The sequence below is a fragment of the Pseudomonas khavaziana genome, assembly GCF_036704165.1.
GTDB lineage: Bacteria > Pseudomonadota > Gammaproteobacteria > Pseudomonadales > Pseudomonadaceae > Aquipseudomonas > Aquipseudomonas khavaziana.
Genome location: NZ_CP129946.1, coordinates 2,584,545 through 2,597,955 on the forward strand (window position 1 = coordinate 2,584,545; position 13,411 = coordinate 2,597,955).

Annotated in this window: 12 protein-coding genes; 5 read left to right on the forward strand and 7 right to left on the reverse strand. The window is 61.9% G+C overall.

Annotated features, from left to right (window positions below):
- The first annotated feature begins 48 nt into the window (after positions 1 to 48).
- Complete coding sequence (locus QYQ93_RS11650) at positions 49 to 1,140, forward strand: M42 family peptidase (protein ID WP_338476981.1); 1,092 nt, start codon at positions 49 to 51, stop codon at positions 1,138 to 1,140.
- Positions 1,141 to 1,182: 42 nt separating this feature from the next.
- Entirely contained in the window at positions 1,183 to 1,683 is a 501-nt protein-coding gene (locus QYQ93_RS11655) for a CinA family protein (RefSeq protein ID WP_338476982.1), read from the forward strand.
- Positions 1,684 to 1,690: 7 nt separating this feature from the next.
- On the opposite strand, the gene QYQ93_RS11660 is transcribed toward QYQ93_RS11655, so the two are convergent.
- On the reverse strand, positions 1,691 to 2,128 hold the full coding sequence (locus QYQ93_RS11660; RefSeq protein ID WP_043051442.1) for a hypothetical protein: 438 nt from the start codon (positions 2,126 to 2,128) through the stop codon (positions 1,691 to 1,693).
- A 247-nt stretch (positions 2,129 to 2,375) separates the two neighbouring features.
- Between QYQ93_RS11660 and QYQ93_RS11665 the strand changes: the two genes are divergently transcribed.
- The gene (locus QYQ93_RS11665) at positions 2,376 to 2,525 is read left to right on the forward strand and encodes a hypothetical protein (protein ID WP_173664482.1); all 150 of its coding nucleotides are present in this window, start codon (positions 2,376 to 2,378) and stop codon (positions 2,523 to 2,525) included.
- A 1,075-nt stretch (positions 2,526 to 3,600) separates the two neighbouring features.
- On the opposite strand, the gene QYQ93_RS11675 is transcribed toward QYQ93_RS11665, so the two are convergent.
- From QYQ93_RS11675 to QYQ93_RS11690, 4 genes are all read right to left on the reverse strand, one after another.
- Entirely contained in the window at positions 3,601 to 4,944 is a 1,344-nt protein-coding gene (locus QYQ93_RS11675; RefSeq protein WP_338476983.1) for a cytochrome c, read from the reverse strand.
- Positions 4,945 to 4,960: 16 nt separating this feature from the next.
- Entirely contained in the window at positions 4,961 to 7,207 is a 2,247-nt protein-coding gene (locus tag QYQ93_RS11680; protein ID WP_338476984.1) for a xanthine dehydrogenase family protein molybdopterin-binding subunit, read from the reverse strand.
- Complete coding sequence (locus QYQ93_RS11685; protein WP_043051632.1) at positions 7,207 to 7,662, reverse strand: (2Fe-2S)-binding protein; 456 nt, start codon at positions 7,660 to 7,662, stop codon at positions 7,207 to 7,209. Before QYQ93_RS11685 ends, QYQ93_RS11680 begins: the two co-directional genes overlap by 1 nt.
- Before the next feature lie 275 nt (positions 7,663 to 7,937).
- Positions 7,938 to 8,873 (reverse strand): LysR family transcriptional regulator, encoded by a 936-nt coding sequence (locus QYQ93_RS11690; protein WP_338476985.1) that lies wholly within the window; start codon positions 8,871 to 8,873, stop codon positions 7,938 to 7,940.
- 109 nt (positions 8,874 to 8,982) lie between these two features.
- On the opposite strand from QYQ93_RS11690, the gene QYQ93_RS11695 reads away from it, so the two are divergent.
- Both QYQ93_RS11695 and QYQ93_RS11700 read left to right on the forward strand, forming a co-directional pair.
- Positions 8,983 to 10,482, forward strand: coding sequence for a CoA-acylating methylmalonate-semialdehyde dehydrogenase (locus QYQ93_RS11695; RefSeq protein WP_043051634.1), 1,500 nt, complete (start codon positions 8,983 to 8,985; stop codon positions 10,480 to 10,482).
- 245 nt (positions 10,483 to 10,727) lie between these two features.
- On the forward strand, positions 10,728 to 11,504 hold the full coding sequence (locus QYQ93_RS11700; protein WP_338476986.1) for an ABC transporter substrate-binding protein: 777 nt from the start codon (positions 10,728 to 10,730) through the stop codon (positions 11,502 to 11,504).
- A gap of 124 nt (positions 11,505 to 11,628) precedes the next feature.
- On the opposite strand, the gene QYQ93_RS11705 is transcribed toward QYQ93_RS11700, so the two are convergent.
- Both QYQ93_RS11705 and QYQ93_RS11710 read right to left on the reverse strand, forming a co-directional pair.
- Positions 11,629 to 12,255, reverse strand: coding sequence for a helix-turn-helix transcriptional regulator (locus QYQ93_RS11705; RefSeq protein WP_043051636.1), 627 nt, complete (start codon positions 12,253 to 12,255; stop codon positions 11,629 to 11,631).
- The gene (locus QYQ93_RS11710) at positions 12,255 to 13,388 is read right to left on the reverse strand and encodes an NAD(P)/FAD-dependent oxidoreductase (protein ID WP_043051637.1); all 1,134 of its coding nucleotides are present in this window, start codon (positions 13,386 to 13,388) and stop codon (positions 12,255 to 12,257) included. Before QYQ93_RS11710 ends, QYQ93_RS11705 begins: the two co-directional genes overlap by 1 nt.
- Between the last annotated feature and the right edge of the window lie 23 nt (positions 13,389 to 13,411).

Sequence of the window (13,411 nt, forward strand, 5' to 3'; positions counted from 1 at the left end):
CGCCGATGAGCCGTCCGATATCGATTTCGACAAAGGAGAACCCGGCGGATGCAGCCCCAGCCAAACAATGACCCTTCCAACGACGATGCACAGAACGTGGCACAACTGCTTGAACGGCTGTTGCGCGCGCGTGGCCCCGGAGGCCAGGAAGACGAGGTGCGTGCCATTTGCCTGGAAAGCCTCGGGCCGTTGTGTGACGAAACCTGGGTCGATCCCGCTGGCAACGTGATTGGCCTGGTCAAGGCGGCGCAGGGCAGCCACGAGCCCGGGCGTGGAGTGAAAGTCATGGCGCACATGGATGAAATCGCCATGGTGGTCAAGCATGTCGAAGCGGATGGCACGTTGCGTGTGACGGCGCTGGGCGGCGCGAACCCGGTGAACTTCGGCATGTGCCCGGTGGATATTCTCGGCGATCACCAGTTTATCCCGGGTGTGCTGTCCTTTGGCTCGATGCACATGACGTCCAATGCACCCCAGGGCGCCGATGTGTTGTCCGGGGATGTGCACTGGAATGATGTGCATGTCATCACCCGTTGCTCAACTCAGACCTTGCGTGACTGCGGGGTGCGTCCCGGCAGCCGCGTAACCCTGAGCCAACACTGGCGCGAGCCGTTTCGGGTGGGGGATGCCATTGCCGCGCACTTCCTGGACGACCGTGCGCCCATCGCCGCGGTACTCCTTGCTGCGCAGTGCCTAAAACGACGACGACAAGCGCTTTCCTGCGATGCGTACTTCGTCTTCACCACCCTTGAAGAAGAGTGCAATGCCGGCGCCATGTACGCTGCGGCAACGCTGCCGGGCGATACTACCATCGCGGTGGAAGTCGGCCCGGTGATGCATGAGTACGGTACGCGCCTGGGGGTCGATCCAATTATCAATACCGGTGACCTGAAAGGTTACTACACCCGCTCGGTAGTGAGCGGCCTGGCGGCTGCAGCGCAACGCTGTGGTTATGCGCCGCAATATGCCCTGCTGGTGGATTTTGCCTCGGATGCCAGCGCGGTCATGAGTAACGGCACCTCGGCCCGTGCCGGCTGTGTGGCGATTCCCACGGAAAACACCCATGGCTATGAGGTGATTGTCGACGGTGCGATCCAAGCGTGCGCACAGACCTTGGCCGACTACCTGGCCACGTACTGAACCAGCATCAGGCTCGCACATGACGTGCAGGAGGATAAAACCGTGTCTATCGCCGTTTCCACGATTGAATACCTGAAACAATACGATATGACCCTTACCACGGCCGAGTCCTGTACAGCGGGGAAAATCATCACCCTGCTGTCGGAAGTCGAGGGCGGTGGGGCGTGTATCGAGAGTGGGTACGTGGTGTATTCCCCTGAAGCCAAGCAGCGTTTGTTGGGCGTGCGTGCGTATACGATTGAGACCTTCAACCTCACCAGTTGCGAGGTCGCCCGTGAGATGGCCGCAGGCGCGATGCGTGACAGTCCCGCGGGCGTGGCCGTGGCCACCACCGGGCTGCTCGGCCCGGATGACGTGGACGGCATTCCGGCCGGGACCATTTGCTTCGCCTGGGCTTATCGGATGGGGCAGGGGGTGAGTATTTTCAGCCGCAAGGAACGCTTCCTGGGTTCCCGGGAGCAGGTGCAGCTTTACGCGGCGGAGCATGCCTTGAAGCGGCTGGCACATTTTCACCAGCGCGCCCTGGCCGGCGAGCAAGGCTAGCGATGCCTTATTTGACTGGCTGCGAGGCCCATTCGCCGCCGGCTTTTTCACAGTCGATCTTGGCTTGGACCAGATCATTGGCGGCGTAGTAGTAGGTCACTACGCGGGCATTCTTGGGCAGCAATGCGCCTTCGTGATCCGGCGCCTTGGACGTCGAATGGGGGTTGGCCAGGGCCTCTTGGGTCGGCGTGGCCTTGCAGCTGGCGACATGGTTGCTGGCACAGGCCGCCACCTTGTTTTTCGTAGTAGGCATCATCTCCTTGTTCTCGTTGCTGCAAGACCAGTCGATGGCTTCAGGCGGCATGCCCTCGTAGCGGTAGCAGGTATGTTGCTCGACCGTCGGCACCTGGGCGCTTTGCCCGCGTGTAACCACATCGCAGGCGTCGGCCAGGGCCGTCGAGGACGTAAGGATGAGTAGCAAGGTGATCGGCAGTCGGACGTTCATGAACTAATCTCCGCGCTTGCTTGAGGTGGCGGGCGAATGCGCCGCTTCATATGCATTTGAAGAGGCCATGGGCGCTAAAGTTTTAACAATTTGCACAGGCTTCGACGAGTGGCCGACCATTCGTCCAAGCCTGCACCGATTTGTTGAACGCCTGCGCCTTCGTTCCGGACAGATATATAACGGGCCCACGAACGTTGCGCTCGTCTGGCGCCCTGGATATCACTCACTCAGCAGCAGGTGAATCATCATGAAGAAGCTCTATATGTGCCTGGGATTGTGCAGCGCGTTCATGCTTCACGGCTGTTTTGACAGCTCCGACAACACCACCAAGGACAATACCAGCGGGACCAAGTCGTCGGTGCAGATGCAGGAAGGCAAGGCTGAGGAAAGCAAGTAGAGGCCCCTGGACTAAATGTGGGAGTCCCCACCACATCTTCGATGTGACGCTGTCGCGCAGCAAACTAGGGAGCTTGCTCCTGTGGCGGCCTGACAGCCGAGCAGGATGTTGGTTTTCGTCTTGGGTACATATCCGTTATTTGGGCAACGGCCACTTAGGGTTCCGCTTTTACAGCGGCTCACTTTTGAAAAGCCGGAATGCCGGCCCAGGCAAAAGTAAGCAAAACGCTCTTGCCCCACCACTCGGCACCTCGCCTAGGCTCGGTGTGCCCTCACTCCGGCGGGACGCCGGGTTACCCACGGCTGCAAGCCTGCGTTCGGCCAGCGTGGTTTAACGGGGCGTCTAAGATCAAAAGCAAGATCAAGAGCGACTCGCTGCGTATCGCAGATACGCTGGCGGCGCTTTTGCTTTTCTGTAGGAGCGAGCTTGCTCGCGAAAAACCTGAGAACGCCGCGTTCTTTCTGGCTTCCCGCGTCATCGTTAACGACCTTCGCGAGCAAGCTCGCTCCCACAGGGGTACGCGCACGCTTCAACGATCAGGTCGGCTATAAGGCCGCCTCGCTGTGTTTTTGATCTCAGGCGCCCCGTTAAACCACGCTGGCCGGAATTCGACAGGGATTTGGGGGGTAAACCGGCAGGGATGCCGGTTTAGCCGCCCCGCGCCATGGATGGCGCGTGGCGGCGACCCCCCAAATCCATGGCGGATTACGGGCACACCGAGCCCGGGCGAGGTGCCGAGTGGTGGGGCAAGAGCGTTTTGCTTACTTTGCCGCTTTTGCAAAGTGAGCCGCCGTAAGGGCGGAACCTATAGTGGCCGTTACCTAAGCAACGGATATGTACTCGCCCCAACAACCCAACAACTCGGTCACATCGTCGACGTGGCGCCGTCGCGCAGCAACCTGGGCCGACTCCAAAATATCCAGCGTTAAGACTAATTTTTAACTCTTTAAAATCAGTAGATTACTTGAAGTTTGATAAGAGGGGGCTTGCTCCCGATATAGGTGTGTCAGTCTATACAACTGTGACTGAACTACCGCTATCGGGAGCAAGCCCCCTCCCACAGTTCATACATCACTCAGCGCATATGCAGGATGATCGGGCTGCTACTCGCCGGGTCGGTATGCCCGCGCAGTTTACCCACGACCTTCGCATCGACCGCGCCACCGTTGTTGCCCCAGGTGCCGCGCACGTAGCTCAGCACGTCAGCGATTTCCTGATCGGACAGTTGCTCGCGGAACGCCGGCATACGGTAGGCGTCCGGCAGGCCGGCGGTCACCACGCGTTGCGAGCCGTTGAGGGTGATGTTGATCGCGGAGGCGTCTTCCTTCGCCAAGGCTGAAGTTGCTCCAGCCAATGGCGGCATCCACTCCGGCTGGCCCTTGCCGTCCAGGCCGTGGCACGAGGCGCAGCGGGTGGCATAGGTATGGGCGCCCGGGGTTTGCGCCGGGGTGTTGGCGACCGCCTGATACTGCCAGGGTGAGCCGTCACGCTGCGGGTCGCCGGGCAGTGACTTGAGGTAACGGGCGATGGCGGCCAGGTCTTCGTCCTGCATGAACTGCGTGGAGTTGTTGAACGCTTCGGTCATCGAACCGTAGACCACCGCATGGGCATTGCGCCCGGTCTTGAGGAACTGCACGATCTGCGCCTCGCTCCAGCGGCCCAGGCCGGTGTTGTGATCCTGGCGCAGGCTCGGCGCGTACCAGCCGTCGAGCAGTGCACCGGCAAGGAACGGCGCGCCGGACTCATCCAGGGCTTTCTCGTTGAAGGCCAAGCCACGGGGTGTATGGCAACTGCCGCAATGGCCGGGGCCCTGGACGATATAGGCCCCACGGTTCCACAGTGCGTCCTGGCCGGGTTTGGACGCATAGGTGGCAGTGGGGGCGAACACGCCGTTCCACAGGGCGATGGGCCAACGCATATTGAGCGGCCAGGGAATGTCACTGGGGATGTTCGCCTGGCTGGCCGGTTGCACGCCTTGCATGAAGAACGCGTACAGCGCCTTCACGTCGTCGTCGCTGAGCTTTACATAGGACGGGTAGGGCATGGCCGGGTACAGCCGCCGCCCGCCTGGCGCTACGCCATGGCGTACGGCACGGTCGAAGTCGGCCAGGCTATAGGCGCCAATGCCATGCTCGCGGTCGGGGGTGATGTTGGTGGCGTGAATCGCCCCCAGTGGCGTGGCCATTTCCAGGCCACCGGCAAAGGGCTGCTTGCCGGCGAGGCTGTGACAGGCCACGCAGTCACTCACCCGCGCAACGTATTCGCCGCGACTGACCAAGGCGGGCTCGAAACTTGTAGCCTGTTGCTGTTCAAAAGGCGAAGCGGGCTGACGTGTGACGTACCAGGCCAGCAGGCCTGCGGCGACCGCACAGGGCAGCACCAGCCACCCTGCGGTTCTTGCGAATCGGCGGTTGTTCATGGGCGTTCCCTGTCGGTTAGCTAAAGGTGTAGCGGCTCAATGGCAGACTGCGGATGCGCTGGCCGGTCAACTGCGCCACCGCGTTGGCCACAGCCGGCGCCACCGCGGGCAGCGGCGGTTCGCCGATACCGCCCATTTTTTCGCCACTCTCGACAATACGCACATGCACCCGCGCCATCCGCGCAGGCGGCAGCACTGGGTAAAGGTCGTAGTTGCGTGCCCGTGGCTTACCATCCACGTACACCGCTTCCTCGACCAATGTTTGCGACAGCCCCAGGGCCACGGCACCGTGGACCTGAGCTTCAATGATCGCCGGGTTGACGATGCTGCCGGGGTCAATGGCCTGCCAGATGTCATGCACCTTGACCTGGCCGTTTTCAATCGACACTTCGGCGATCACCGCCGCATGGGAGCCAAACGGCGACGCCATGGCCACGCCACGCGCACGCCGGCTGCCGTCTTCGGCGGTGAAGGGGCCACGTTTCCAGCCACCCGACAGCTCGCCCACGGCTTGCAGCAGGGTGGTCAATCGTGGGTTATCACGTAGCAGGTGCAGGCGCAGGTCAAAGGGATCTTGACTGCCTTTGTCCGCCAGCTCATCGAGGAACGCTTCGTAGAAGAAATCGTTGAGCGAGTTGCCTACAGAGCGCCAGTAGCCCAGCATCACCGGGCCCTTGACGTAGATCTGCGCGATGCGTTTGTTGGGGATTGCATAGGCCTTGCCCGACAGCCCCTCCATGGCTGTGGGGTCGATTTTTTCACCCTGTTTGCCGGCGAGGGCCTCGGTCGGGCCTTCGGTGGCGCTGACCGCCTCGATGGCCACCGGCAGGCCGTTGGCGTCCAGGCCGGCGCGGAACTTGACCACAGCCACCGGGCGCAGCACATCGCGCAGGAACTCTTCTTCACGGGTCCAGATCAGCTTGATCGGGCGCCCCACGGCCTTGGCCAATTCGATGGCCTGGGGGTAAGGGTTGGCCGACTCATAGAGAAAATGCCGGCCAAAGAAGCCGCCCAGCAAGGGCGAGTGCAAGGTGATCTTGTCGGCGGCCAGGCCAGTGCGCTTGGCAATGTCGTCGCGGAACATATCCGGCGCCTGGTTGGGCAACCACACCTCCAGGGTGCCGTCCGGGTTGTAGCGTGCCAGGGCCGACGGCGGCTCGAGCTGGGCGTGGTTGAGGTATTGGTTGTGGTAGGTGGCCTGCACCTGGGTCTTGGCACCTGCCAGCGCGCCGGCCACGTCGCCTTCGTTTTCGTCATCGCGGGCCGGGCCTTGCTGGGCGGCGAGGAAGTCGCGGTGCTTGTCGCTGGAAAAATCTGCCGGCATCACCCGTACCGTCGAATCGGCAGGGGCTTCCTGCCAGTCAACCTGGATGGCCTCGACCGCGCGCTTGGCGTGCCACCAGCGCTCGGCCACCACCGCCACCGCGCCGGGCAGCACATGCACCGAGTGCACGCCTTGCATGGCTTGTACCTCGGCCTGATTGCGCAGGCTGCCCACGCTCATGCCCAGGCGCGGCGCATGCTGCACGGCGGCGTGGAGCATGCCGTCGACCTTGAGGTCGATGCAGTACTGCGCCTTGCCGGTGGATTTGTCGTAGGCATCGAGACGCTTGACCGGCTTGCCGATCCAGCGGAACTGGCTTGGGTCGCGCAGGGTGATACTGGCCGGGTCGGGCACCGGCATGTCCAGGGCGCGGCCGGCCAATTCACCATAGCCCAGGGAGCGGCCCGACGCGGTATGCACCACGCGGCCGGGTTGGGTGGTCAATTGCGCGACCGGCACACCCAGTTGTTCAGCCGCCGCTTGCAGCAGCATGGCCCGCGCCAAGGCGCCGAGGCGGCGCATGGTCGGATAGCTCATGCGCACCGACATACTGCCGCCGGTGATGCGCATACCGTTTTCCATCACTACATAGGCTTCGCCGGGCGGAGCACTTTCGACGATGAAAGTGGCCGGGTCGGCATCCAGTTCTTCGCCGACAATTTGCGCCATGGCCGTGTGGGTGCCTTGCCCGCCTTCCATGAACGGGCTGAGCAAGCGCACGCTGCCGTCCGGGCGAATCTCCAGGAACGCCGGCACCTGGGTGCCACGTTCGGCAGCGCTGGTGGCGGCTTGTACCCGAGCCGAGCCCAGGGGCAGGCCGAAACCGATTACCAGCGCGCCCACGGCGGTACTGGTCAGGAAGCGGCGGCGGGACAGGTTGATAGGCTCACCTGATGCCAGATCGAGCAGGCCTTGAGGAAGCTTGATGGGCGTATTCATCAGACGCTCTCCTGCTTGGCCAGGTCCTGCATGGCGCTCTGGATAGCGTTATAAGTACCGCAGCGGCACAGGTTGATCATCGCCGCGTTAATCTGCTCAGCGGTGGGCGCCGGGGTGTGCTTGAGCAGTGCAGTGGCCGCCATCACCTGCCCGGACTGACAGTAACCGCATTGCGCCACCTGGCGTTCGACCCAGGTGGCGACCACACGCTTGCCCACCTCATCTTCTTCGATGGCCTCGATGGTGGTGATTTCGCGGCCGACCACGCCGGCTACCGGGGTGACGCATGAGCGCACTACATTGCCGTCCACCAGCACCGAACAGGCGCCACATTGAGCCAGGCCGCAGCCGTACTTGGTGCCGGTCAGCCCCAGATTGTCGCGGATCACCCATAACAAGGGGGTGTCGGCTTCGGCATCGACTTGATAGGCCTTTTGGTTAATACGTAATTCCATGGCTCACCTGCTGATCAACGGTTGGTGGTGCTTTGTTTTTTATAAGGGGAGTGCGGCATGGCCTTCCCTCGGGGTCGCTCATGGGCGACTTGGTGTGGCGACGCGGTCGGGCAGGGTTTTCATCCCCACCCCGCGCGCATTATTGGACTCTAGACTACGGCGCAAGGGCTATCTATGGCAGGGGCTGATAAGTCGGAGGATCAGGCAAGTATTCGCGAGGAATGAGCTATAGCCCCCTCCCACATTTTCACTGATGCCAGCCAATACCACCTTGATCAAATGAACCGAAACCCTCCCGCCAGCCTTTCCTTCAAATACCCCACCAACGCCGTCACTGCCTTGGGCACATGGGGCGAGTACGGCCTGATCAAATAGATCTCATCGGCAAACGCACCCTTGAGCGTCCACCCCTTCAACACCTGCACCAACTTGCCGCTGGCTAAAGCGGCCTGGGCACTGAAGTCCGGGAGCAGGGCGATGCCCAGGTGGTTGAGCGCCGCGTCACGCAAGGCTTCGCTGTTGTTGGTGGAAAAGCTGCCGGCGATGGGCACGGTGACGCGCTGGCTGTTCTTGCCGCCGCGCTCGAAGGTCCAGGCCGGCTGGTCGCTGCCCCGTGGGTAGTAGAGGCAGTTATGCGCGCTGAGATCTGCCGGGGTTCGCGGTTCGCCGTGGTGTTGCAGGTAGTCCTGGGTTGCGACCAGGACCGAGGTGGTGTCGCACAGCTTCCACGCCACATGGGTTTCCGGCACCTGGAAACCGTGGCGCACCGCCAGGTCGTAACCCTCGGCAGCCAGTGAGCTCAAGGCGTCGGACACATCTAGCTGAATGCGCACCTGCGGGTACTGCTGCAAAAAACCGGAAAGGTGCGGCACCAGTTGTTGCCGGGCGAATGCCACCGGGGCGGTCAGGCGTACCAGGCCGCGAATTTCGCCGACCGAATCGCGTACCGAGGAAAAGCTGCGGGCGATCTGCGCGTAGGCGCTGCGCACGTCGCGGGTCAAGGACAACCCGGCCTCGGTCAGTCGCACGCTACGCGTGGTGCGGGTCACCAGGCGCGTGCCGGTGGCTTTCTCCAGGTCGGAGATACGCTGGCTGACCGCAGATTTGCTCACCCCAAGGCGGGCGGCCGCAGCGGTGTAGGTGCCGTTTTCCTCCAGCACTGATAGCCAGTGAATGTGGGTCCACAACCCTTCGATCTCAGCCTTTTCCATAATTGTATTGTTCGCATACAAGGACAATAAGTTCTGGATTCTGCTCTGGTTTGGAACAAATCGAAAGCCTATCGTGTGTTCCAACGCTACCCACCGGGGATCCACTGCCATGACCACCACCATCGAACACTACATCAACGACCAGCGCGTCAGCCGCGATGACCGCTACCAGGACGTCTACAACCCAGCCACGGGCGAAGTGACCGGGCGCGTGGCCCTGGCCAGCCGCCAGACCGTGGCCGAAGCCGTCGCTGCCGCCCAGGCTGCATTTGCCGGCTGGGCCGATACGCCGCCGATCCGCCGCGCCCGTGTGCTGTTCGAATACCTGCACCTGCTGCGCGAACGCAAGGACGACCTGGCGCGCATCATCGTCGCCGAGCATGGCAAGGTGTTCACCGATGCCCAGGGCGAAGTCGACCGTGGCATCGATATCCTCGAATTCGCCTGCGGCATTCCCAACCTGCTCAAGGGCGAGCATTCCGACCAGGTCTCCCGTGGCATGGACAACTGGACGATGCGCCAACCCCTGGGCGTCGTCGCTGGCGTCACGCCGTTCAACTTCCCGGTGATGGTGCCAATGTGGATGTACCCCATCGCCATCGCGGCGGGCAACACCTTCATCCTCAAGCCCAGCCCCACTGACCCGAGTGCCGCGCTGTTCATGGCCGAGCTGCTGCGTGAAGCCGGCTTGCCCAAAGGTGTGTTCAACGTGGTGCAGGGCGACAAGGAATCGGTGGACGCACTGATCGAACACCCCGACGTAAAGGCCGTGAGTTTTGTCGGCTCCACGCCCATCGCCCAGTACATCTATGAGAGCGGTGCCCGTCACGGCAAGCGCGTGCAGGGCTTGGGCGGGGCGAAGAACCATATGGTGGTGATGCCCGATGCCGATATCGAGCGTACCGTCGACGCGTTGATGGGCGCCGCCTACGGCAGTGCCGGCGAGCGCTGCATGGCGATCTCGGTGGCGGTGCTGGTGGGGGATGTGGGCGACAAAGTCATTGCCGCCTTGACCGAGCGCGCCAAGACGTTGCGCATCACCGATGGCCGCGATTTGAAAGCCGAAATGGGTCCGATCGTGTCGCGGGCTGCGCTGGAGCGCATCAGCGGCTATATCGAGCAGGGCGTACAGGCCGGCGCGCATTTGTTGCTCGATGGCCGTGACTACGTGCCCACCGAGCCTGGCCTGGAAAACGGCTTCTGGCTCGGCGCCACCTTGTTCGACCACGTAACCCGGGACATGAGCATCTACCGCGAAGAAATCTTCGGCCCGGTGCTGGCCTGCGTGCGCGTCAACGATTTCGCCGAAGCAGTGAAGCTGGTCAACGACCACGAGTTCGGCAACGGCGTCAGCTGCTTCACCCGCGACGGCAACATCGCCCGCGAATTTGCCCGGCGCATTGAAGTGGGCATGGTCGGCATCAACGTACCGATCCCGGTGCCGATGGCCTGGCATGGTTTTGGTGGCTGGAAGAAGAGCCTGTTCGGCGACATGCATGCCTACGGCACCGAGGGCGTGCGCTTCTACACCAAGCAGAAGTCGATCATGCAGCGTTGGTCGGAGAGCATCGAGCAGGGCGCGGAGTTTGCGATGCCTGTTTCAAAGTAAGGTTTAACCTGCGCCGCAGGGCTTAATGTGGGAGGGGGCTTGCTCCCGATAGCGGAATGTCAGGCACTGTATCTGTGCCTGAAACACCGCTATCGGGAGCAAGCCCCCTCCCACATTTTTATGTGTGTTGCCCAGAATTGACCTGTAGAACATAAAAGTCCAGTATGGAATTATAAGTACAAAATCATCGCTGCATGTTTTTCTTCACTCTTGCCAAACCAACAACAACCCGCGAGAACCCGACCATGAAGAAACGCCACCTTATCCCCGCCCTGGCCCTGAGCCTGTTTGCCGCAAGCCACCTGCTCGCCGCCGAGAAAACCCTGCGTATCGGCATCGAAGCCGCTTACCCGCCGTTCGCCTCAAAGACCGGTGACGGCAAGATCGTTGGTTTCGACTACGACATCGGCAACGCCCTGTGTGCGCAAATGAAGGTCATGTGCGTGTGGGTCGAAGGTGAGTTCGACGGCCTGATTCCCTCCCTCAAGGTCAAGAAAATCGACATGGCGCTGTCGTCCATGACCATCAACGAAGACCGCAAAAGATCGGTGGATTTCACCCACAAGTATTACTTCACCTCCTCACGCCTGGTGATGAAAGACGGTGCGGTGGTGGATGACCAGTACGCCAGCCTCAAGGGCAAGAACGTCGGCGTGCAACGCGCCACCACCACCGACCGTTATGCCACCGAGGTGTTCGAGCCCAAGGGCATCAACGTCAAGCGCTACAGCAATAACGAAGAGATCTACATGGACCTGGCAGCGGGGCGCCTGGATGCAATCTTTGCCGACACCATCCCCCTGAGCGACTTCCTGGCGATGCCACGCGGCCAGGGCTATGCCTTTGTCGGCCCGGAACTCAAGGATCCGAAATACGTGGGCGAGGGCGCGGGGATTGCGGTGCGCAAGGGCAATACGGCATTGGTCAGCGAGTTGAATGCGGCCATCGATGGCATTCGAGCCAGTGGCGAATACCAGAAGATTTCGCAGCAGTACTTCAAGACCGATATCTACGGCGACTGATCTCAGCTGCTCGAACCCTTGTAGGAGCGAGCTTGCTCGCGAAGGACTCACAGGCACCGCGTTTACCCAGAACACACGCTTTATCGTTGAGGTTCTTCGCGAGCAAGCTCGCTCCTACAGATGGTCAAGCCTTTAACTCTTTCAGGTGCTTGTAGACCGTCGCCCGCCCCATGCCCAGCACATTGGCCACATAGTTGGAGGCGCTCTTGCCCTTGAATGCGCCTTCGGCATGCAGCGCCAGCACCAGTTCACGCTTGTGGTCGCGGGTCAGCAGGTTGAGGCTCAACTGGCGCTCGCGCAGCCAGGCATGCAGGAACGTATTGATGCGTTCCTGCCAATCATCGCGAAACAATGCATCCGGCTGGGCGATCAGCTTGCTTGGCGACAGGAACAGGTCCAGCGCCGCCTTGGCGGTTTCAAACATCGAGATATTCAGGTTGATACACAGCACGGCCAGCCGGCGGCCTTTGTGGTCGTGCAGCACGGTGCTCAGGCTGCGAATTTTCTGACCGTCCCAGTTGAGTTTTTCGTAAGGGCCGATATTCACTTCGCTGATGTCACCGTCCAGCATGTCCTCCAGCGACGAATCATCACCCAAACTGCGTTTAGACAGGTTGTTGGCGATGTAGTCGACGGTTTGCGTACGCAAGTCATGCAGCACCACTTCCGCATGGGGAAAGAACAGGGTGGCGATCGCATCGGCGATGCCACGGAAGTTCTGCATGACGGTGTCTTGTTCGGCGATGGTCATCAATGGGGCTCCAGGCGGACGGGGGAGAGCATACCAGCGTCCAGGCCGAATCGCGTCAGCGCCTCGGGCAGCGGCGCGCCGCGCACCAGTGCGGCGCTGGCCTGGCCCATGGCCGGAGAGGTCTGGATACCATAACCACCCTGTGCTGCCACCCAGAACAGCCCTGGCACCTGCGGGTCAAAACCGCAGAGCAAATCACCGTCGTGCACGAAACTGCGCAGCCCGGCCCAGGTGCGCGTCGGGCGGCGGATGGTCAGGGTGGTGGCCTCTTCAATCTGGTAGATGCCCATGGCGATATCCAGTTCTTCGGGCTGCACGTCCTGGGGCTCCACCGGGTCGGCATTGGCCGGCGAACCGAGGAACATGCCGGCATCCGGCTTCATGTAGAAGGCTTCGTCGAGGGCTACCAGCATTGGCCAATCATGGCTGTTCACCCCGTCGGGGCCGGCGAAGATAAAGGCCGAGCGGCGCTTGGGTTGCAGGCCGATGGACGCCGCGCCGGCCAGGTCGCCGATATGGTCGGCCCAGGCGCCAGCGGCGTTGATGATGACTGGGGCGCTGAAGGTTGCGTCCTGGGTACGCACTTGCCACAGACCTTCGGCGTCACGGCTCAGGCCCAGCACATGGCTGTCGGTGCGTACCTCTCCGTGGTTACGGCGGATACCGCGCAGATAGCCCTGGTGCAGGGCGTCGGTGTCGATGTCGCAGGCGGTGGGGTCATAGATGGCACCGTGGACTTTCTCGCGACGCAGGATCGGCAGCCGTGCACAGGCTTCGTCGGCACTCAGGCGTTCCACCTGGGCTACGGTGGCTTTGGCGCTCAGGTATTGGCTGTCCAGCTCCGCCGGATCGCCGTTGAAGTCGACGGTTATTTCGCCCCGGGGTGTGAGCAATGGATGCGCGCAGAAGCCCGCTGGCGGCTCATCGAAAAACGCCCGGCTGGCCAGGGTCAGCGCGCGCACCTGGGGGGTGCCATAGGCCGCGGTATACAGGGCCGCCGAACGCCCTGTGGAGTGATAGGCCGGGTGGTTTTCACGCTCCAGCACCAGCACCTTGCCATGCTGCGACAACCAGAAACCGGTGGATGCGCCAGCAATGCCGCCGCCGATGATGATGAAGTCTGCGTGGCTCATGGTATCTCCTGAAAAGAAATAGG